The organism is Paenibacillus sp. W2I17 (genome assembly GCF_030815985.1).
Taxonomy (GTDB): domain Bacteria; phylum Bacillota; class Bacilli; order Paenibacillales; family Paenibacillaceae; genus Paenibacillus.
This window is the reverse complement of record NZ_JAUSXM010000001.1, coordinates 5,125,894-5,149,129: the sequence shown is the minus strand read 5'-3', so window position 1 is coordinate 5,149,129 and position 23,236 is coordinate 5,125,894. Positions and strand designations below refer to the sequence as shown.

Annotated in this window: 14 protein-coding genes; 3 read left to right on the top strand and 11 right to left on the bottom strand. The window is 48.0% G+C overall.

The annotated features are described in order from the left end of the window. Positions 1 to 18 precede the first annotated feature (18 nt). Positions 19 to 3,411 (bottom strand): GH36-type glycosyl hydrolase domain-containing protein, encoded by a 3,393-nt coding sequence (locus QF041_RS23035; protein ID WP_307415826.1) that lies wholly within the window; start codon positions 3,409 to 3,411, stop codon positions 19 to 21. Positions 3,412 to 3,572: 161 nt separating this feature from the next. Next, positions 3,573 to 4,562: a LacI family DNA-binding transcriptional regulator gene (locus tag QF041_RS23030; RefSeq protein WP_100528357.1), complete on the bottom strand. Its 990-nt coding sequence runs from the start codon at positions 4,560 to 4,562 to the stop codon at positions 3,573 to 3,575. Between the two features lie 529 nt (positions 4,563 to 5,091). On the opposite strand from QF041_RS23030, the gene QF041_RS23025 reads away from it, so the two are divergent. The 3 genes from QF041_RS23025 (at position 5,092) to QF041_RS23015 (ending at position 9,659) form a co-directional block, all read left to right on the top strand. Then, positions 5,092 to 6,729, top strand: coding sequence for an AraC family transcriptional regulator (locus tag QF041_RS23025; RefSeq protein ID WP_307415825.1), 1,638 nt, complete (start codon positions 5,092 to 5,094; stop codon positions 6,727 to 6,729). 110 nt (positions 6,730 to 6,839) lie between these two features. Then, on the top strand, positions 6,840 to 7,868 hold the full coding sequence (locus tag QF041_RS23020; RefSeq protein ID WP_307415824.1) for an iron-hydroxamate ABC transporter substrate-binding protein: 1,029 nt from the start codon (positions 6,840 to 6,842) through the stop codon (positions 7,866 to 7,868). A 78-nt stretch (positions 7,869 to 7,946) separates the two neighbouring features. Further along, entirely contained in the window at positions 7,947 to 9,659 is a 1,713-nt protein-coding gene (locus tag QF041_RS23015) for an ABC transporter ATP-binding protein (RefSeq protein ID WP_036612711.1), read from the top strand. Positions 9,660 to 9,779: 120 nt separating this feature from the next. On the opposite strand, the gene QF041_RS23010 is transcribed toward QF041_RS23015, so the two are convergent. From QF041_RS23010 to QF041_RS22970, 9 genes are all read right to left on the bottom strand, one after another. Then, positions 9,780 to 11,072 (bottom strand): ABC transporter substrate-binding protein, encoded by a 1,293-nt coding sequence (locus QF041_RS23010; protein ID WP_307415823.1) that lies wholly within the window; start codon positions 11,070 to 11,072, stop codon positions 9,780 to 9,782. Then, on the bottom strand, positions 11,051 to 12,826 hold the full coding sequence (locus tag QF041_RS23005; RefSeq protein WP_307415821.1) for a sensor histidine kinase: 1,776 nt from the start codon (positions 12,824 to 12,826) through the stop codon (positions 11,051 to 11,053). The genes QF041_RS23010 and QF041_RS23005 overlap by 22 nt, the downstream gene beginning before the upstream one ends. A gap of 92 nt (positions 12,827 to 12,918) precedes the next feature. Then, positions 12,919 to 14,568: a type 2 periplasmic-binding domain-containing protein gene (locus tag QF041_RS23000; RefSeq protein ID WP_307415820.1), complete on the bottom strand. Its 1,650-nt coding sequence runs from the start codon at positions 14,566 to 14,568 to the stop codon at positions 12,919 to 12,921. Between the two features lie 27 nt (positions 14,569 to 14,595). Beyond that, a complete protein-coding gene (locus QF041_RS22995) occupies positions 14,596 to 15,465 on the bottom strand; it encodes a carbohydrate ABC transporter permease (RefSeq protein WP_076209737.1) in 870 nt (289 codons plus the stop codon). A 15-nt stretch (positions 15,466 to 15,480) separates the two neighbouring features. Then, positions 15,481 to 16,341 carry an ABC transporter permease gene (locus QF041_RS22990; protein ID WP_235193717.1) on the bottom strand — a complete coding sequence of 287 codons (861 nt, stop codon included), beginning with the start codon at positions 16,339 to 16,341 and terminating at the stop codon, positions 15,481 to 15,483. Positions 16,342 to 16,674: 333 nt separating this feature from the next. Then, positions 16,675 to 18,222, bottom strand: a complete 1,548-nt coding sequence (locus QF041_RS22985) for a response regulator (protein WP_307415816.1) — start codon at positions 18,220 to 18,222, stop codon at positions 16,675 to 16,677. A 270-nt stretch (positions 18,223 to 18,492) separates the two neighbouring features. Beyond that, positions 18,493 to 19,407 carry a class I SAM-dependent methyltransferase gene (locus tag QF041_RS22980; RefSeq protein WP_307415815.1) on the bottom strand — a complete coding sequence of 305 codons (915 nt, stop codon included), beginning with the start codon at positions 19,405 to 19,407 and terminating at the stop codon, positions 18,493 to 18,495. 205 nt (positions 19,408 to 19,612) lie between these two features. Beyond that, a complete protein-coding gene (locus QF041_RS22975; protein ID WP_307417039.1) occupies positions 19,613 to 20,836 on the bottom strand; it encodes an MFS transporter in 1,224 nt (407 codons plus the stop codon). A gap of 185 nt (positions 20,837 to 21,021) precedes the next feature. Further along, positions 21,022 to 23,085, bottom strand: coding sequence for a molybdopterin-containing oxidoreductase family protein (locus QF041_RS22970; protein WP_307415814.1), 2,064 nt, complete (start codon positions 23,083 to 23,085; stop codon positions 21,022 to 21,024). Between the last annotated feature and the right edge of the window lie 151 nt (positions 23,086 to 23,236).

Below are 23,236 nucleotides of genomic sequence, written 5' to 3'. Positions count from 1 at the left end.
GTACATCATGCTATGAAATTACATATAGATATCAACAACCGTACGCTCAGTTGCACTGCGTGCTTGTCTGAACTCATCAAGCGAGATGCTTACACCGCCCTGACGGTAACGGTTCGCTGTACGCTCGGTACGAATGTCCTTGCCGTTCACCGCTACACGGCTCACAGCACCTTCATTCAAGTGATAGATGAACGTCACCGGCTCACCCGCATACTCGAATTCGAATTGCATACCGTTCAGCTCAGCTGGCAATACCGGGTCAATGACCAGATCGCCGCCCTCTTGACGAATACCAAGTGCATTGGAGATCAGCTGGTTCATGTAGATTCCAGGGCCGCTGGAGTAGATTCTCCATCCGCCTTTCACTTGTACAGTCCCTTTACGAAGTTGGTCAAAATGCTCCTGCGCCTCGTAACGTGTATTAAACTTGCCGTCTGAACTGCTGAAGTACGAGTTCGCTTGACGAATCTCCGCGTTAGGTACAACCTCGCCGATACCAACCGGGTTGATCATCGCGAGACCATTCCACACCTGATCTGTCTTACCGAGCTTCGCCATCGCTTCTACGTAACGGATATGGGCGTGTACATATTGCAAACCAATCTCACGACCGAAGTTGGATGCTTGCTCTGCACGTTTGAAGTGTGTGCTTACACCACCAGCATATTGAGCTGGACGATTCATCAGACGCACGCCATCCGGGCATAGGAACTGTTCACGGATCAATGCGTAATGCGATTCTGCTTGCTCCGCATTCAGCAATTCACCGATCATGCTGCGCGTCATTGGCAACAGGCGATATTGAATGCCTGTCTCTGTGTCTGTTGGATGAAGCATCAGCTTCGCTTGGTCCGCTTCTTCCATGTATACAAAGCCTGGAATCACATCTGTGCCCAGCATGTAACGGTTAAAGTCCTCACGAATGCCTTGAGCCAACACGTCAAGCTCCTGTGCAAAGTCTGCATCCTTGAATTTCAGCGCTTGCGAGAGCACATTCACGGACTGATACGTCAATGCCACCGTCCAACTGCTCACCATGTATTGCTTCAGCTGTGCATTGGCTGGTTGGAGCGTATCATCCCAGTCGCCATCTCCATAGGAAGACAGGAACGTATCGTGCAGGAAGTGCGAACGGATATATTCGATCTCTTTTTTCGCGTGATCCAGCACCGTTGCCGTCTCTTCCGTGAACCCGAAGCTATGTTTCACGGTATAAGGTACTTTCTCATCCAGGATTGCATAGTCGCGAGTCGCTGTCAGGTAATCCGCCAGCACTTTCAACGGCCATACGATGATGTCGCCATGGCTTTCTTCCTGTTGAATCGCAAAGTATTTATCAAACATGAACCATTGCGGCCAGTTGCCATCATCTTCGTATTGGTGAGTGTAGACCATTTTGATGATATCGCGAACTTGCTCATATTTTTGCGTAGCCATAAAGTACTCTACCGGACCTTGGCACACATCCCGCGTACCCCAAGCTGCACCGCCGTACTGCTCCAAACCGTGGGGCACGGAGTAGTGAACCAGCATATTGTGGGTGTACCACCAAGCAAGCGCATTTACTTTGAACAGATCCTCAGCACTCTGACCTTCGCCACGGGACAAACGGAATCCGTTCATCACACCTGCGAAGAACTCGCGGTATGCCTGCACTTCCTCTTCAAACGTCAGGCTTGAACCTGCCACCATTCCGCTGCCTGCTTGGCCTTCCAATCCCCCTTGTACCTTCAGCGTCCATTCAGCACTTGCTTCCAGACTAAGCGTAACCAGTGATGCGGAACCACTGCGGATACCACTTGCCAGCAACGTTTCGTCCCCTACATTCACAGCTGCGCCGTCCACCGACATGCGGTATTGCAGATCTGGATACGTTCCAGCACTAATCGCTTGTGGATCAGCCTTGAAGATCAAAGTATCGCCATCCTGCGTCATATGCAGCGGATACTCGTATTCATTCACATTCATCGTAATCTGGTTTGTTACCAGGTAACGGTACGCCTTACCACTTGTGGAACGCACATTCATACTTACTTCCGTAGTATGTGCCCCTGTATAGTTGGTCACGATGATCGTATCGGATGCCGTTTTGTAGATCCAACGTACATAGTTGAAGCCAATCTCAAACAAGGAAGGCATCGTCAGCAGACGATATTGTCCGTCCACTTCCACATAGATGCGTTGTCCAGCCGTCTTCGGCACATTCAATGCATTGCGGGCATTACTGATCATTTTATTAAAATTGGTGTTACCAATAACGAGCTGAGAGTTGAAAATACCGTACATATACGACGTTGTCGTAATAACCTGTGCCCCAAGTTGCACGTTGCCACCACTCATCAGAATGTGACCGTGCGGACGCTCTACGAGCAATTCTTTTGCTTTCAGAACGATATGTTCATAGCTGCCTGTGAAGAAGGATAACAGTTCCTCACCGCTGTGCTCTTCCTGATGACGATCAGGGAACAGATCATGAATCTCATCTTGTGTCAGATCAAGTGTAACCAGTGGTTCACCCAGGAAGGAGGAGAGTTTTACCTGTTCTAACGTATCGCCGTTTTCCACAGTCAGAGCCTGTACTTCATTCCATGCTGCGGTAACTTCATCTCCGAATTCCAGTGCAGAGATTCCTTCGGCATGATTAGGCTTCGCCAGTCCATAGAAGACCACCTGAGCTTCTCCGTTTAGATTCAGCAGTTCAGATTGCAGCGCCGTGTAGGCAAATTCATACTGATACGTCTCATTCGCCAACATTGGGCGATTCAAGCTCTCTGGTTGATTCGTTTCCTTGTACGACAGACCGAAGAATTGGAATCCATCTGTGGAGTAACCGATTGCTTTCGTCAGGGAACCTTGTTGCATATAAGGAAATGCACCGCCCTGAGGCTGGTTTTGACGGGAACACACCACATAACCTTTCGCTTCATCTTCAAACACCGTATGGTCAATGTATTGTGACAGATAAGCCTCATTGCTTCGTACCGCACCTGGATCAGCAAGACCTATATCCTGTCCATATACCACGTCTACGTTATGTTGTTGTCCTGTAAGCTTCACATCCCAGAACCAGACACCTTGCGGGGTAGCCGTAAATACAACTTGGTAGCCAATGCCCTGTTCACTGCCTTCGAGCTGGACTGTACCCTCCCAGATCAACTGGTTGCTGGACTGTGCTTTGCTTGTAATCACCTTGCTGTTCGAACGTACACCGAGCAACGGGAACGAGCTAATATTCTCTCCCTCGTGTACACGCAGGTACAGGTTGTTCAAAGATCCATCAATCTGGTTGCTGAGCAACTGGTTCAACATCGTTGTACCGGATGTAGCCTGGTATAGGTCGCCACTGTTCAAAAAGGTAAAGGATAACTCTCCGGCACTCAACCGGATCGGTTCATTAATCATCGTTGTCATAAGGTTCACTCCTTGAATTAGTTAAAATCGAAACGTTTCGATGAATCTGAAAAAGAATAGGGGCCTCTTCAAACCGGCTTTTTAAAGCCCGTCCGGACGATAACCCCATCATTAAACTTTTACTTCAGCATGCGGGCAGTTCTTTGTTGTTCAGACTCGGTCTAAACCGAACGTACAGAGCTGCGCTCGATCATATTAATCGTTAACGTATATGAAGGGTCAACCGCTTCGCCATTGAGCATCTGGAATAACAGATGTCCGGCGAGCGACCCAGCTTCATGCTTCGGCTGGCGTATCGTTGTCAGTGGTGGATGCACATATTCGGACAACTGAATATCGTCAAAACCGATCACGGAAATATCATCCGGCACCGATACACCACGCTCTTCCAATGCCTTCAGGCCACCAATCGCCATCTCATCGTTACCGTAAAATACCGCTGAGGGAAGATCGCCCTGCATGATCATCATTTTGGTTGCACTGTATCCGCCCTCACGCACAAAGTTACCGTTCAGACGCCATTTGGACTTTTCTTCAAGTCCCGCTTCCCGCATCGCCCGCAGATACCCTTGGTAACGGAGCGCGTTGTCATACGAGTTGGATGGGCCACTGATATAAGCAATCTTCTGATGTCCTGCCTGAATCAGGTGGCGGGTAGCAAGGTAACCGCCCTGCTCTCCATCCACCAGCACGTTGACCAAATGGTCACTCGACAGCTGACGATCCATCACAATGATCGGAAAACGATGACCGGCAGATTCCACCAGAATATCATCATGAATGTTATGCGCCAGGATGATGGCTCCATCTACTCTTTTTTCACGCAAAAATCGTACTGCCGTTGAATCCCGTCCACCCATGGAGCTACAAGCAATCAGGTCATACCCGTTCGCGAGGGCTACATCCTGTACACTACGGATCAACTCCGAGTAATACGGGCCCGACAGATCGGTCAGGATCAAAGCGATCGTGTTCGTCCGGCTCCGTTTCAGGTCCATGGCAAAGCCGTTCTTGCGGTAATTCAGTTCTCGTGCTGCCTCAAGCACTTTAGCCTTGGTCTTGGCACTAACCTTGCTATCCCCGCTCAGCGCATAGGAAGCAGTCGAGAGTGCTACACCTGCCAGCTTTGCCACATCCTTAATCGTTGCCATTCCACGTTCGCTCCTTCTAAACTAAAACAAATTCAAGGTTATCTACATTCTATACGATACATGGTTAGAACAGCCACTAAATCCTGCATTATCGTTTATTAATCTTTGTACATATCATAGCGATGGATGTCAATCGAAACGTTTCGAGGTGTTCTCAAAAAAAACCCTCGTTCCTATCCTTATGGGGCCACGGTTGAATGCGTCCCGTTCCAATCCATACCATTAGTGATGGTCATGACACGTCTTTCAATCTGGCGCTCTATAAACAGTTCGTGCCTAATACAATGAAACTGGCAGTAAACGCCAGATTGAAACGTTTCGACATTTTCATTATAGTCGGTGTTGATAGCGATTTCAACCACTTTATCTATTTTTCAAATAAAAAGTTGATTTGTTCAATCTGTCCATCCACGTCACTCCGTTTATAGTATATACTGCATAATAGTCGAGATCCGAGAATTACGCCAGTACACCAGGGGCATGAGACGAATACTGTCCCTGCTGACTTATGTAAGGAGGCAGTTATCTAATGAATATTTCCAAGCCCATTTATCATAAAAAATCGCTGTCCCGTCTCATTTCCTTGCAGAAGATTCAGTCCGTACCTGTTGCCCTCTTCAAGCTGTGCCATCTGGTGCAGCTTCACGACCGCGACGTATTCTCCCGCATAGATGAGATGTGGAGCACTCTTCATGTGCTATACGTCATTACTGCTGGCCAAGCCAGGCTGATCAGTGCAGAGGGTAAACTAACATTAAATGCGGGCTCTGCAGTCGTTCGACAAGCTGGAACCCTGCTTCAGCACGAGAACAAGCGCGGCTCCCTGTCGCCAGTACAGGGCATTGCTATTGCTTTTGATTCCATTGAAAATGAACAGCTGTTCTGGCCTTTCGGGATACCAGCTCCCATTGCGAGTCGTACGCTCACCGATAGGGCAGTAGAGCTGGTTCAAGCAAGTTCAAAGGGCCATGATTCCAGTCCATTCAGGCCACATATGCTTTTCTATGAGTTACTGGATATTTTGCGGGATCATGCGGCTCATTCTGCTCATGAAGATCACTCCTGGCTCGATGCCGTGCTCAGACATATCCATCAGATGTATACCCATCCGTTAACCCGCGAACAATTGGCACGGGATGCAAATGTGAGCCCTGAGCATTTTTCACGGGAGTTCAAGAAACATACAGGTCTTACGTTTGTTGAATATGTGACTCGTCTCAGAATCAGGATGGCTCAGGAGCATATGTTGTTCGCGAATCCTACGCTACAGGAGATTGCACAACTGACAGGCTACAGGGACACTTTCTATCTGAGCCGCAAATTCAAACAGATGGTTGGATCAGCACCAACACACTACCGGAAAATGCCCAAGAAGATTGTATCTTTGACTTACAACTATACGGCCTCACTTTTGGCATTGGGCCACACTCCCCACATGGGCGCCGTCGCCAGCTGGATGGAAGAAAAACTGGGGGAACATGGTCATGAGCAATTTGAGCAACATTCCGAATATGAGCTGGTTAAACATACGGATCTGATTGCAAACGCTCAGCCCGATGTCATTGTCGGATATGCACCGCATCCCGCTTCCGATGAACTACGTCTGATCGCACCGACCATTCTGATGCCCTTTGAGGAAATTGATTGGCAGGAGCAGCTTCTCCTTTTGGGCCGAATTACCAGGCTTGAGTCCAATGCACAAGCGTTGTTAGATCAATATCATCAACTTGAGCAAGAAGCCAATCATACGTTGGACCAACAGATGGAAGGAACACGAGGGTCCGCCGTTTGCATGTTTATGATTGGAGAGGACGGGGCTTATATCTATGGTCATGGCTGGGGCAGAGCTTCTCATGTGCTGTATCAATCGCTGGGCTTCACTCCACCCTCACGTATGGAGCAGGATGGGCAGTTACTCACGGGATACGTTCATGTTCCGTTGTCTGAGATTCACTTGTATGCAGCAGATCACATGTTTATCGCCTACCCTGAGGAACCTACCGAACGAGAAATGCTGGATAACCTGCTGAATGAGGAATCCTGGGGCACCCTCTCTGCCGTTCGTGAAGGACGTGTATACGAGATTGATGCCGACATGTTCTATGGATTTGATCCCCTGTCCGTTATGGAGCAGTTGCAGCATATCATGCGTCACCTCACATCATAATTGTCCATACAGTAGTGATCATAGTTGTCCATGTACAAATATCACATCTTCCTCTATGTTATTAATGAGAATAATAATCATTATTGATTATACACAGGGGGAACAAAAATATGTTTGCTGCAAAAAAACGCTTCTCGGGCTTGCTACTTATGCTCGCCATCATTATGATTCTGGCTGCATGTAGCAGCGGAACAGGCTCGACTGCCACTGAACAGACATCGGCAGCGGGAACCGAAACGACAACAGCCTCTTCTGAGACGAACACAGACACGTCGTCCGTTTCAGACAATTCAAATGCTACACGGATCTACAAGTCATTAAGCGGAGATGTTGAGATTCCGGCTGAACCGAAACGAATCGTCACGGATATGTACGTAAGTGATCTGCTCGCACTGGGTGTGAAACCCGTTGGGGCTGTTCAATATTATTTGGAAAACCCGTTCTATGCAGATCAGGTGGCGGGCATCGAAAGTATCGGTGATCGGGCAGCGGTATCCATGGAGAAGGTTATTGCCTTGAACCCGGATCTGATCATTACCTACTCTGATCAAGCCGAAGAGATTGAAAGTTATAAAAAAATCGCACCAACTGTGGTCATTCCGTACGGTACATTCACCAATGTACATGACGAAATCCAGGGATTCGGAGAGCTGATGAACAAATCCGAAGAAGCCGAAGCATGGCTGAAAACGTACGATGAACGGATTGAAGCCGCTCGTGCCAAGGTGAAAACAGTCATCAAACCGGAGGAAACCTTCTCCATCCTTGAGGTATCCGACAAAAGTTATTATGGATATGGAGATAATTTTGGTCGAGGAGGACAAGCGGTCTACAGTGCTTTGCAACTTGCCCCACTCGAAATCACCAAAAAAGAACTGATGGGTGATACCCAATGGAAAGAAATTTCGCGTGAAGTAGTTGGTGATTATGCAGGGGATCATATCTTCTTAACCGTTGGAGAGAACAATAAAAATTACCAAGGTGACTCTATCTGGCAATCCCTGCCGGCTGTGAAAAACAATCAGGTGTATGAGTTGCTGGAAGACCGTTACTGGTACTTCGACCCGATTGCGATTCAAGGTCAGGCTGAAGAATTCGCCGATATGATCGTAGAACGTGCCGAGCAAAACCGCAAATAACATAAGCATGAATACAGGTGTCCGGACAGGCTAATGAGCCTGCTCGGGCATTTGTGTCATATCGAGGAGGACTTACATATGCTTCGCCGTTTTATGTCTTATTATCGTCCTTACAAAAGGCTCTTTATATTGGACTTCTCCTGTGCCATCGCCGCCGCGCTGCTGGAGCTGGCCTTTCCACTCGCCGTTAACCGGGTGGTCGATCAACTGCTTCCGGCTGGCAATTGGTCCATGATCTTAGCGGCATGTGTCGGACTACTCGGTATCTACCTGCTCAGTTCCTTTTTCCATTATGCAGTCACCTATTGGGGCCACAAGCTTGGTATTAACATCGAATCCGATATGCGGCGTGAACTGTTCCAGCGTGTACAGAAACAGTCCTTCCGCTTCTTCGATAACAATAAGACCGGGCATCTGGTCTCCCGCATGACCAACGATCTGATGGATATTGGTGAGATCGCGCATCACGGACCCGAGGATCTATTCATTGCCCTCATGACACTCGCCGGAGCTTTCGGGATTATGCTGGGGATCAACTGGCAGCTTGCTGTGATGACGTTCATCATTGTGCCGCTGATGATCTACCTGTCACTGTATTTCAGTCGCAAAATGTCCAAGGCGTTCAAGCGTATGTTTGCGGATATCGCCGATTATAATGCACGAGTAGAGAACAATGTGAGCGGCATCCGTGTGGTACAAGCTTTTGCCAATGAAAAACATGAAGTAGGACGTTTCGTTGAGAACAACGAACGTTTCCGGCTTACAAAACTAATCACCTACCGTATTATGGCCTGGAACTCTTCACTCAGCTTCATTCTGATGAAATTTGTATCGCTGTTTGTACTGGTATGTGGAACCTGGTTTGTCATTCAAGGCAGTATGACCTACGGGGAATTCATCGCTTTTGTGATGTTATCCAATGTATTCCTTGGACCGATCGAGAAGATTAACTCCGTCATCGAGACGTATCCCAAAGGCATCGCTGGATTCAGACGTTACCTGGAGTTGCTTGAGGCTGTACCTGATGTAGAAGATACACCACAGGCAAAACCGATTCCGGATGTCAAAGGTGATATTGCTTTCCATAACGTTACCTTTTCTTATGGAGAACACAAACCTACGCTGTCTCAGGTCAATCTGGATATCCAGGCAGGCCAGACGGTTGCTCTGGTTGGACCTTCGGGCGGAGGTAAAACGACGTTATGCAGTCTGATCCCACGTTTCTACGATGTGGATGCAGGACATATCTCCATTGATGGCATTCCGGTGAAGGACATGACACTGGAATCACTGCGCTCCCATATCGGGATTGTGCAGCAGGATATTTTCCTGTTTGATGGAACGATTCGAGAAAATATTGCATACGGCAAACTGAATGCTTCCGATGAGGAAATCTGGCAAGCCATTCGCCGGGCCCAATTGGAAGAGCTGGTACAATCCCAGCCAGATGGACTGGACACCATGATCGGTGAACGTGGCGTGAAATTGTCCGGCGGACAGAAGCAACGTTTGTCCATCGCCAGAATGATCCTGAAAAACCCGCCAATTCTCATTCTGGATGAAGCTACATCCGCTCTCGATACCGAGACGGAAGCTGCCATTCAACTGGCCTTGTCCGAGCTGGCTCAGGGACGTACAACATTGGTGATTGCCCATCGACTGGCAACCATAAGACACGCGGATCGCATCGTGGTCGTGGAGAACGGCAGTGTCGCTGAACAAGGAAGTCATGAAGAACTGCTCGCGCGTAAAGGCTCATACAGCCGACTGCATCAAGCCCAGTTTGGTTAAAGGCAGGGCTTAAACGCTTTAAGTTCAATATATGAGTTGTACAAATAAGTCACTATAACAACAGCAAAACAACCTTCCCTCTGTACTAGAGGTGAAGGTTGTTCTTATATTTACTATTCGTTATAACTTCCCACCCAGTATTTCGTTCGCCCGTTCACGAAATTCCACCGCCGCCTGCTCAGGCGTAATTTTGCCAAACAGTAGGAGATCATACAATTCACGCAATACCGCAGTGACCTCTGGCGCACCTACAGGATCAGGCGGATCCATCTGAGTGCTGTTATCCGCAACCCAATCAATATAATCAAACACCTGCGCCAGCTCCGGTTCAACCACCAGCTTCATCCGCTCTTTGACACTGGATGAGACAGGCACACCCCGCTCCCCTTTGAGCAGCAGATTGGCATCCAAATCATTCACAAAAAAGCTGATGAACTTGGCCGCTTCCTCCTTATGTCTGGAATTACCCGCCATGGAGAAAAACATGCCTGGCTTCAAGAACAATCCATCCTGGCTGTTTGGCCCTGGCATTGGGGAGATGGTTAAGGGTTTGCCATAACGCTGAGCGGTGCTGATAAATTGGTTGGAATACCCCCAGCTAAACAAAGCCTCTCCCAGATAAAACGGGTCGTTATCAGGCTGGCCAATATCTGACGTCCAGATATCCGGTGCAAAAATAAGTTTCTTCTCCGCGAGCTGCTGCATCCTGCCAAAGTAATCAATAAACAACCCATCATCCTCATACCCCAATCTCTTGCCATCCTCGGCGTACAGCTTGGAACCGTACTGTCTCAAATAATACGCGAAAAACTGTTCCGGCGTGAAATAGGTTCCCAGATAGATGCCTTTCCCGAGCAATTGCTCGCCCATCCGGTCAAAATCCGCCCATGTCCACGTATCCGTTGGCAATTCAATATCATTGGCCTTCAACACTTCCGGATCATAGATGCTGAGCATGGCGTTAACCCCCAAACTGAGACCATAGGTTTTTCCATTCAGGCTACCACTCTCCAGCTGTTCCTTCTCAATATCTGTCGTGTCAATCAGCCCGCTCTGCATGTACGGCGTCATATCCTCCAACAGTTGCAGCGAACTGTACTGGGACAGATAGGAGATGTCCATCTGGATAATGTCGGGCAACGCATTGCCTGCTGCGTGTGGGGCAAGTTTTCTCCAGTATTCATTGAAACTGCTGTATTCGTATTCGATGTTCACATGTGGATTCAACTTCTCATACAGGTCGATAACAGCTATCGTTGCATTGTTGCGGAACTCCCCACCCCACCAAGCGATGCGCAGCGTTATCGGCTCTTCTTCCACAATCATGCCTGGCCTTTGATCCAACTGGTTCACGCAGCCAGGAAGAGTCAGCATAAGGCAGAGCATGCCTATCATTCGCATCCATCTTCCCATAGCTTCTCCTCCTTACCTGGTGATGGGGGTGGCAGCAGCACCGTTACTCTCGTTCCATGCCCCGGCTTGCTCTCCAGCAGAACATCATATTCTTCTCCAAAAGCCAGACGTACCCGCTCCCTGATATTCAGTAGACCAATACCTGTGCCTCTGGTTTTCACTTCACCGCGCAGCACCTGTTCCACATATTCGGGTTCCATGCCGGGACCGTGATCCTCCACGATAAGGGCTAGCTTGCCACCTGATATCTCGGCATACACTCGAATCAGACATGATCCAACCTGTGGTTCCAAACCGTATTGAATGGCATTCTCCAGTAGGGGCTGTAGGGTCAATTTAGGAATGGCACACCCCAGATAGGGAGCAGGCACATCCATACGGAAATCCAGCCGTTGCCGGAAACGGTAGGTCTGAATGGTGATGTAATGATTGACGATCTCCAGTTCTTCAGCAATCGTAATGATATTTTGCTTGAAGCTGATGGAGGAACGCAGCAAATATCCGAGTGATAGCACCATACTGGAGATTTGCTCCTGCCTGTTCTTTTTGGCGAGCCAATGGATCGAATCCAGCGCATTATACAAAAAGTGGGGATTGATCTGCGCCTGCAGCGCCTTGAACTCCGTTTCTTTAATGACCAACTGGCTTGCATAATTTTCTTTGATCAATGTATTAATATGTGTAATCATCAGTCGATACGTACGCTGTAATAACCCCAGTTCATCCATGTGCTGATGTGTTGGAATGGTCAGATTGGCATCCATATTCTCCAGATCCCCATACTGTACTTCCTTCATCTGACTGATGAGCTGCCTGATCGGCCTCGTCAGACTTCGTGCGAACACCATACCAAGCGCGAGAACAACCAGAATGGCGATAAGATAAACGACGATCAGTATATTTTTCAACCATATAATACGTTCAAAAATTTCATCATAAGAGGCCATATTATAGTAAACCCAGCCGGTGTAGGCGGATTTCTTCTGGGAAAGAAATATCTCCCTCCCATCCAGCTTCTTGATCTCATATCCCCCACTGCCTGGAAGTGGATTCAGTCCGGCGGACACCGCTTCCGTTAGCTGGCGATATGGATAGACAACTTCACTGCCTGCTTTTAAAATAATGTCACTGTCCTGGCTATCGATGCCCGCATACTCCTCAACGAGTCGCTCGATATTAATACGCAGAAACAGTATGCCTACCGGTTCCAGGGTCATCGGTTCATAGGCTCGCACTTGACGCACCATAACCAGCATCGGGTCATCGTCATCCGGGTATAGCCAGCGCACTGCACCATTGGCCTGCTCCGCTGCCGCAATCATCCGATCATATTTTTCCTGGGATACGGTTAGTGTCTCGCCATATTTATTGACTCTTCCCCTGGAATCAATCAGATGAACGGACTGCACATAACGTGCAGCCCCACTAATATGCTCCCATAACCGATCGGTGATCTTCTTTCGTTCAATAAAGCTTGAATATGCGCTATCGTCATCCAGCAACGACTTCAAAGCTCTTTGAATCTGAGTATCGGAGATCATGTTTAATGATAACGCTTCCAACTTCTGAAGTTCAACATCCACTGTAGACGAAGAAAGGTTCAGCAGTCGGGACGACTTATCAAACAGCTGTTTGTCATACACCGAGTACGTATAGTACAAGGACCCAAACGCCAGGATGATGATAAACGCCATCATGAACATAATCATCAGAAACATTTTCATTTTGATGCTCAGTTTGCGGTAGGCTGTCATGACCAAAGCGCTCCTTTGAACCACGTGATACTACTAGGTATATCACATACAGGAAGGTTTTCCCAAAGTTTTAGCGCTCGATTTCTCACGTATTATTTGGACTGATATCGATCATACGCAGCCTGATGAACCTCAATCGCCCGGTCAATGTCCATGCTCTTGATTGTTTCGGCCATGGTGTCAAATTCGGTGATCGGTTTCTGTCCGCTAATAATGGCAGTCATCGTTTCATTCAAATACGTATTCACCTGGCTCATGATGGACGTACTTGTGGTCACCTCATCTGTTGACAAACGAATTGGAGGAAGCGTTAATGCTGAGCTTGCTTTCATCCATTCCGCATTTGCCGCACGCTGTCCATCGTCAAATAATAATGCATCCAGATAACGACTATCCTGATTGATCGGACCGTCCATAATGGATAAGGCATAGGAAGCCAGTGCCTGATCATACGTCAGACCGTTCGGATTATTAATGATGGTATCTGTGAATTTGACACCTTCCCCGTCACGAACATAGCTGTCATTTTCGATACCAAAGTTGAACAGATCACTACCCTCTTCGCTATAGTTGTAGTCCATCCACTGAACGATATATTTCAATTTGTCTTCGTCTGCGGAAGCTGTAATAGCCTCACCATAAGTCAACACTTTAGCGTCCAGATTAAATGTTGCATACGAAGTTCCATCCGGAGATACAGGCCACGGTACACCCGTCACGTTAAAGTTCGGATCCGTATCTCTCATCAGATTGAAGTATTTCCCCATGCCGCTGAACACGCCACCCTGATATGCGCCTGCCAGATTGCTGGTGACCTTATAGTCGAACGCTTTGCCGTCATTGGTCATGATCTCGGGATCAATCAGCCCTTCCTTGTACCACTTGGCCATGGTCTCCAAGAAATCACGGTAGCCCGGCTGAATCGGTCCAAACTCCACCTTGTCTCCATTCATCTGGAAGCCACCAATGACACCAAAGGCCGCGGCAAAATCATGAAGCTTGGTCAGATTACCCGGTCCCCAGTTTCCGGTGAATGGTAGCTCATCAGACTTGCCGTTTCCGTTGGGGTCCTGTTCCTTGAATGCCTTAAGCACCGTATACCACTCATCGATGTTGGTAGGTACCTTGAGATTTAATGCATCAAGCCAATCCTGGCGCATAATTAAACCAGAAGTGGCATTCAGCTTCAATGCATCCAGCTTCAGCAGCGGGAACATATAGATCGTGCCATCGTCGAGTGCAATCTGCTTTTTCACATCCGGATCGGATTCAATAATTCGCTTTAAGTTCGGTGCATAACTGTCGATCAATTCATTCAACCGGATGATCCGGCCGTCCTTGATCATTTTTTCCGGTCCGCCAACGGCATCCGCCCAGTTATAATAAATGACGTCCGGCAGCTCCTTCGTGGAGATCAGCAGATTGAACTGGTCTCGCTGTTGTCCAAGCGGAGGATGTGTGAATTTCACTTTGATGCCTGTCAGCTTCTCCTTTTCCTTATAAGCCGCCATATCGCCAAAATTGTTCAAGGAAGCTGTCAATTTGGCATCATTGGCGCGCCAGTAGTCAATGGTAAATGGCTCACTTGTAATCGGTAGCGGAATCTCGGTTAATGCCTGAACCGCAGGTTCTGTTCCTTCTGCTGGTTCTGCGTTACCTGGTTCATTATCACCCGTACAGCCCGCCAGTAAAGATATGGTAAGTAGCGATGACAACAAGATGGACCCCATTCTTTTTTTCACGTAATTCGCCTCCATAGGATACATTTTTTATTGTTTCACAGCGCCGATTAGAGCACCCTGAACAAAATAACGTTGGATGAACGGATATACCAGCATAATCGGCAGTGTGGAGATAATAATAGTCGCATATTTGATGTTCTCCCCAATGGCAAAGCCGGTATCAGCGCCCGCGCCCATGGCCTCTGTACTGCTGCTGATCAGAATATCACGCATAATAATCTGGATCGGATACAGTTCCTGACTGCGCAGGTAGAGCATCGGTCCGACATAATCATTCCAATGGTCAACCGCATAATACAACATCATGACCGCCAGGATTGGCTTTGACAAAGGCAGTACAATTCGGAACAAAATCAGAAAGTCATTGGCACCATCAAGCTTCGCCGATTCGATCAGACTGATCGGAATGCCCTCAAAGTTTGTTTTCATAATGAGGAAATAAAACGTGCTGATGGCACCCGGAATAATAAGCGCAAAACGGGTATCCACCATGCCCAGATTCTGAATCAGCAGAAAAGTTGGAATCATACCCCCACCGAAGAACATCGTGAACGTAATTAATTTCATCAGCGTTTTTCTGCCCATCAGATCACCGCGTGACAGCCCATATGCAGCCAGTGAAGTCATGAGCAGATTAATGGCGGTACCCACCACAACATAGAACAAGGTGTTCATATATCCCGTATAGATGCGAGTATCCTGAAATACCGACTTGTACGCTCCCAGCTGAAAACCTTCAGGAATGAGCATCAGTGAACGGGAACGCAGCATCTGGTCCGGGTCGCTGATTGAAGAATTGAACACGTACAGCATCGGGTAAAAGCATAAAACCATGATCACCAAGAGCAGCAGTGTATTAAATACATCAAAAAGTCGTTCCCCTATAGACTGTTTCATCGCTTCACCTTCCGATTACCATAGACTGGTTGAGTTAAGCTTTCTGCTGATCGCGTTTGCGATAATGAGCAGCGCGAAATTAATGACGCCGTTAAATAGTCCGATGGCGGTTGAATACGTATAGTTCCCCTCCAAAATACCGGATCGATAAACAAAGGTGGATATGACATCCGATGTCTCATAGGTCGGTGCCGTTTGCATCAGCAATATTTTCTGAAAATCTGCATTCATGACCGCACCCATACGCAGAATTAACATGATCACTATCGTGGGCATGATGCCCGGCAGTGTAATATGTAGCAACTGTCTCCAGCGACCTGCACCGTCGATTTTGGAAGCCTCATATAGCTGTGGATCAATACCACTTAGTGCTGCCAAAAAGATAATCGAGGCCCAGCCTGCTCCCTGCCATATGTTGGACAGGATGTACATCGGACGGAACATATCTTTTTCCGCCAAAAACATAATTGGCTGCAGATCGAAAAAGTCACGAATGACGTTAAATAACCCACCGTCCAGAGATGAGAACGTTTTCAACATTCCAACCACAACGACAACCGAGATGAAATGCGGCATATAACTAATGGTCTGTACTGCGCCTCTGAACCACTTTTTCCGGACTTCATTCAGCAACAGTGCTAGTAGAATCGGAGCCGGGAAACCAAACACAATACTGTAAAAACTCAAAATCAGTGTGTTCTTAATCAGTCGCCAGAAATAATAACTTTCAAAAAACATGGTGAAGTTGTCAAACCCAACCCATTCACCCGCCAAGATTCCTTTGATCGGGTTGTAGGATTCCTGAAATGCCATCAGTAGCCCGTACATTGGCCCATAGCTGAAAATCAGATAGTAGGCTACCACAGGAACGAGCATCAGATAAACGTATCTGTTGCGGACAAGTTCCTTTTTCACCGAACTCCATTTGCCAGCTGGCTTCAAACGCCCAGGTCCAATCCCCCGGCTTCGATTCAGCTCCATCCACTCAACCTCCACTCTCGATGTTCATTCACTAACATGACACTTCTAATGATAGAATCGAGCGCCTTTTCTTCCCATGCTCATTTCCGATAAATGGATGTTCAAAACCGAGTTCTGTCCGACAAAAAAAGACCCTGCTGCCGATGAATGGCATACAGGGCCCGATCACAGATTAGATGTAGATCGGATATATAGATTAGCTATGTAAAAGCCGGTAGCAACGCTGTCTTAAGGTACTTTTTTATACTCGGAAGGGGAGAAACCCGTGTATTTCTTGAACATTTTGCTGAAATACGGCCAGTTGGCACCAAACCCTGTCTGCTCGGCAAGCGAGGATACAGTGCAGTTCCCGTCCTGATCCAGAAGCTCCAACGCTTTACGGATGCGGTAGCTTAACACATAGTTCGTAAATTTCTCACCGGTTTCTTTTTTGAACATTTTGCCGATGTAGTCTGGATTCATATATATTTCCCCGGCGATGGACTGGAGTGTCAGTGTCTCGTCCCTGTAGCGTTTCTCTACCAACTGTTTCACACTACCTACCATCTGCGATTGTCTGGAGCGATGTTGTTCATAGCGACGCAGCGTGATTTCCTTGGCGACGGCAAGCAAAAACTGTTGAAAAGAATGCAGCGTGCTGGATTCAATCATGCCTGGCAACTGGTCCATATACCTTTTCATCTCGGCAGAGCCGCTGAGTCGAATCATCTCCATAAACATCTGAATAAGATAGGACTTCGTTTGGGATATATCGTATCGCAAGCTGGCAAGCATCTGAAACATCCGGTTCAGCTCTGATCCGACTTCCTGCCAGTGTCCCGCCTTGATTGCAGTAACCATCCGCTCCGGATCGTATTCGAACTCAGGAAGAATGCGCTCTCCGGGAGAGTAAATATCCCGCTCCATAATGAGACTGCCCTCACCGAGGTAAAAGCGGTAATTGAGATACACTAGCGTCTGCATGTACAAATGGCGTGCCTGCGAAAGATCTCCTGGCTCGCTCAGCGCAATCGTGAGATCGTCATGATAATATCGGGTAAATGTGGCGCGAATCTCATCGATATTATGGAACAACTGCGTTTCAGACAACTTGTCCTCCATAATTAGTAGCACATGCCTTCCAACCGTGGCACTTAAGATGGGATTGTGAAAAATATCCTCGGCAATGTTCTTCACCGCGAACAAGTGCAAATACTCATGATCCCCCTCGATCTCTACCAGCAGCAACCGCACACGTTGATCCTGAAACTGTACATCGAATAATTCCTCGAAATACTTCCATTCCTTGACCCCATATGTTCTGTTGGTCACCAATTCTTTCAGAAAATATTCCTTGGCATGTGGCAGTACACGCTCCAGATTATATTGGATCGACTGCACAAAACGCTCCTGATCGGTCAACTCTCGCTTCTCACTGACCAATTCACTAATAGCCTGTACAAGATGCTCTTCACTGCAGGGCTTGAGCAAGTAGTGCTTCACCCCATACTGCATGGCGGTCTTCGCATATTCAAACTCCGTAAAACCCGTGAGCATGATGAATGAGATATCCTGATACTTCTCTGCCACAGCTTCAACCAGCTGTAACCCATCCATTCCCGGCATGCGGATGTCCGAGATGATGATATCCGGGCGTTGCCGCTCGATTGAAGCAAGCGCTTCCAATCCATCTTGAGCAATGCCAATCAGTTCTGTTCCTAATCGGGACCAGTTCACCACACTGGAGATCCCGTCCGAAATCATAAATTCATCATCGACCAACAAAACCTTGTACATCGTATGCATCCTCCTGCCTTTAACCAGTTCCATTCTATTATATGGGCATTATGCACAAATAGAGGGGAGGACGTTGAATGACATGGAATTGAACTATAACAAGCCTGATTTCTGAACATTTGTATCACGTGTGATGTTATTGGTTACAGAATCATGGTTTGTGCTGGTCCTTTGATCAAACCAAACAACCTTCACCCTGCCACAGGGTGAAGGTTTGCCGCTGCTATGCAAATGCGGGCTATATAGGTGACCATACATGCCCGGATCGATTTATTTTTTTACTGCGTGAATGAAATGTATCGTTTCAAATGCCCTTAGATGATCGATTCGATCCTGGAAAAACTGTTCCTGAATCGCCTCGGGAGTCAGATGCTCATAAATAAGCAGCCCTGCTTCATCAAGCAAGGCCTCCATCTCCACATATGCGTAGCCGGATTGCATCGGCTCACCACCCATTGCAGCCAATTTAATCATATTTTCAACCCGATTAAACATTCCTTTTTCCTCAAAAAGGTGCTCATCTGCATAATCCAGAACTATAGAGCTTCCGGATGGCAGGTTCGCAAACACATGACGAATCACGTTAAACAGATCATTTTTAGGCAAATAATACGAAACACCCAAGAGGCTAGCCACCGTCTTCCGTTTCTTCAACCCTTCAAGAGTCAAGCTGTCATTCGAAAGCTCGCGCGTAAAATCCATGGGTACAAAGTGAAGATTGTTCGGAATAGTCAGCTCGGCCTGATTCAGCCGCTCCTTCTTGAATTGCTGTGTAGCCGGATAATCCACTTCAATGATATCCAGCGTGTCCTCCAATTCCGGATGCCTCAAAGCAAACGTATCCATCCCGGCGCCAAGAATGACTACCTGCTTTAATCCCAACGCAACTTCATGCAAAAGTACATGCTCACAGTAAGCGGCCCGAGCCAGAGTTATTGGAGATAACTGTACCTGGGTAATCCATTTTAGAACCTTTTCCGGGTCGTCCTTGAGCTGTTGAGCCATATCCGGGTTGAAAAAATGAATGCCTCTAACCATGTTATTGCTGATATCTGAAAACTCTTGAGGAGAGATCAGCAATCTCGCCATAAAATCATCGAAAATGAGGGGTGTGTCATATTGGCTGTGATAGGCTCGGCCAAAAGTCGAAATCAATGATGTGATACTGGATTCATTTTGCTTCATACTTATTCCTCCCGTACAATCAAAAATAAGATTCCCCTGGCCAGGAGAATCTTATTATATACGGAATGTTTTTGTATGTAAATTATAGCATAAATATATTTTTTTGTCAAATACAATTTACGGATGAGCAGACACATTACAGTGGATTTACCGTCCACTTCAACTCGTTTTCCCTTCCGCATCCTATCCAACCCAATTAGATCTATTAGGCGTCCATCCCATACTCCTTCACTTCACGATTACGGTTCAACACTGCGTGCAATACAAAACCAAGTACCGCAATCGCCGCTGTGCCTGTTGCCAGCCACGCTACAGGAATAAGTCCCTGTTTGTCATACATGACCCCCATCGCATAGGGGCCAATAACCCGTCCAACAGCACCGATTCCACCCGATATCCCGATGTAAAAAGGTGCCGCCCTGCCCGCATGCTCCGAGATAAACGCAGGTGTTGCAGGGGAGATCAACATCTCTCCAAACGTGGCAAGTACCATTGCGAGCACCATGCCTGGATAGCTGTACATGGTAATCATGACAATGTAGGCCATGCCATAGAATACCGCACTCGCGGTCATCTGGGCAGTGGAGGTACGGGCCATGGTCCGTTTCACCCAGCTGGTAAACGGTTGGCCCACAAAGATCAGCACCCCGTTCAGGGTCCAGAGCAGACCGTACATTCTTTTTTCCATCCCCTCAGAAATGATATACGGGGACACACCTGTGTTCCAGATGGAATTGCCGAATAACAGGAACAGCACGCCCAAGCTCATAAACAGATATAATCGGGTATTGCCCAGCAGTGCCCAGACGCCCGGCCCATCGGGAACGGGTTTGCGTTTCGTCAGATGTACTTCCCCCTGATCCGGTTCAACGCGGGACAGATAATACCAGAAGAAAATCGCGAACCCGGCTGAGGTCACCCCGTTCAGTACAAAGCTGAGGTGATAGGAAAAGTCAGCCAGAAAACCACTCAGCGCTGTACCAATCGCCACCCCGATATTGTTCGCCACATAGATAATATTGAATAATTCACCGCGTCGCTCCGCAAACCGGAAGCCAATAAAGGCCTGAATCGCTGGCAGCGACAACGAACTGAACAGACCAATCCAGCCCATCGCACATATAAATACGACCCAATACGCACTAATCCAGGGCAGCGCAAACAAACCTAACGCATTAAGCGCTAGTGAGCCAATAATCAGCTTCTTTACGCCCACCCGGTGATACAACGAACCTCCGAGCAACTGTCCGAAGATGCCACCCAGGGACTGAATGAGGATCACAAAACCCGCGTTGGCCATCGTCCGTCCAAGCTCATCAAACACATACATGGTGGTCAGCGGCCACATCAAGGCACTGCCTGTTGCGTTAACCAGACTTGCTAATAAAAATATTCTCACTTCTTTTGGATAGTTATCCAGCCATCTCATCATCTCTAATCCATTCTCCTTAGTACCATAAAAACGTATTAACATACCAAAAAAGCCTTTGCCCTGACGGCATAACCAGCCAGAGCGAAGGACTTTGGAAGTGTTACATCTATTGCTCTTTAGATCCTGCTCAAGTTCGACCCTTTATTTCATCTTACCTCAAAAAATTGACGCTGCAAGCACACTCATTGACGCTTCACTTCAACAGTGGCCGAGAAGAAGGTAGCCCCGTTCCCCATGTCCGACAACCGATTGGACGTCAGTGAATTCGCCCGCTGCTTCTTCCCGTCACCATCCCACCATAAGCCTTGGCTAATCACTGTTCCCGGCAGCATGGCTTCACTCACCTTGGCGGTAAGTTCAATGCGCCCACGATCATTCCATACGACCACTGCATCTCCATCTTCCAGGTTTCTACGGATGGCGTCCTCGGGGTGTATCTGCAATAGAGGCATCTTTTCCAAACGCTGATGTTTGGCTGAATTACCAAAGGTGGAGTTCAGGAAATTATGGTTTGGCGGCGACAGGAACATCAATGGATACGTATCGGCAGGTCCAGCCGGATTCTCCCCATCGTATCCTTCAACCAAAGCACTATAGGTAGGGAGCGGCGGAAGCCCTCTCTGTTCCATCGTCTCCGAATATAATTCAATTTTGCCTGAAGGTGTGGGCAGCTGATCCAGATATGTAGCATGTGGCGTCATATCCAGCTTCACGAATCGATGTTCCTTCAGTCCTTCCAACGTGACCCCATTCATGTAGGGGTTGCCTGTGCCCTGAAGTGCGTCCTCAATCATCTGTTCCGGTGTTTCTCCGAAGATTGCAGAATCGTACCCCATAGCCTGCCCAAGCAGTGAGAACAGTTCCACATTGCTCTTGCTCTCCCCAATCGGTGCAATCACCGGCTCTTGCAGATGAACGTACTGATGCCAATAAGAGGTGTACAGGTCCGTCGCTTCAAATGAAGATGTGGCTGGCAAGATGATATCTGCATATTTCGCCGTATCCGTCATGAACAGATCATGTACAACCGTGAATAGATCTTCCCGTGCAAAACCTCGCTCCACTCGTTCAGTATCCGGTGCCACCACCAGTGGGTTGCTGCAGTAGACCATCATGGCCCGGATCGGCTGCTCCGCTTCCAGCAGCGCTTCACCAATCCGGTTCATGTTCACCACCCGCGGCTCAGGATTCTGCCGCAGTTCCGGACGCTCCAGCGCGTCGCTATTCGTGCTCGCGTAGCTGTTGGTGCGAACGGCACCGCCGCCTTGCTTCAGCCATTGCCCTGTAATGGCGGGCAGACATGCAACGCTACGTACATTCATGCCCCCATTATCATGGTGCTGGAGGCCATTGCCGATGTGAATATGGGCTGCCTGTGCGTTGCCGTATAGTTCGGCCAGCTCCACAATGGTTTCCTCCGGTACGCCAGTAATGCGTGCAACACGTTCAGGGGTGTAACTACGGACATGATCACGCAGCGCCTCATGACCTATCGTATACTTTTGCATAAACGCTTCATCCGTTAGTCCCCGTTCGAACAACACATACATCAATCCTAGCGCCAGTGCACTGTCCGTGCCCGGATACAGCGGAATAAACCAGTCGCCCCACTGTGCGGTACGATTGCGGTGAACGTCGATGACGACGATCTTGGCGCCTTTCTTGCGTGCTTTCTCCGCCAAAACGACCTGGTGCATATTGGTACTGACGATATTACCACCCCACACCAGGATGAGATCTGCATGCTCCGTATCTTCCGGCACCGTTCCCCGATTGGCACCCATCGTATATTTCCAGCCGGTATTTCCAGCGGAGTTACAGATCGTCTGCTCCAGTACACTCGCACCTAGCGCATTGAAGAAACGCCGATCCATACCGTCTACGCCGAGAATGCCCATGTTACCGTAAAAGCTGTAGGGCAGGATGCTCTCCGGGCCGTAGGTTTCGGACAATGCAGTGAATTTGGTCGTAATCTCGCGAATCGCTTCATCCCAACTAATTCGTTCGAACTTGCCTTCACCTTTGGCTCCTACACGTTTCATCGGATATTGTAGACGCTCGGGGTGATACACCCGCTCAGTCATATTCCTAACTTTATTACAGATGGCACCCTTGGTTATCGGATGATCCGGATTGCCTGCCACCTTCACAATTTTGCCGTTCTCTTTATGTAATAACAGACCACAAGTGTCCGGACAGTCGAGCGGGCACACCGCCGCAAATATACCATTCTCCTGATCGATCATCGTAAGGCTCCCCTCTATAAAAGCTATCCCTCTATCATATCTTCTTCGAGGTTATCGCGTAAAGAGAACAGTATGTTTTTACTTCATATTCGCCGCTATAGCGGCTTTAAATTATTTTCAAAAAAATGTTTTTGAGTTTGATTCAACTTCA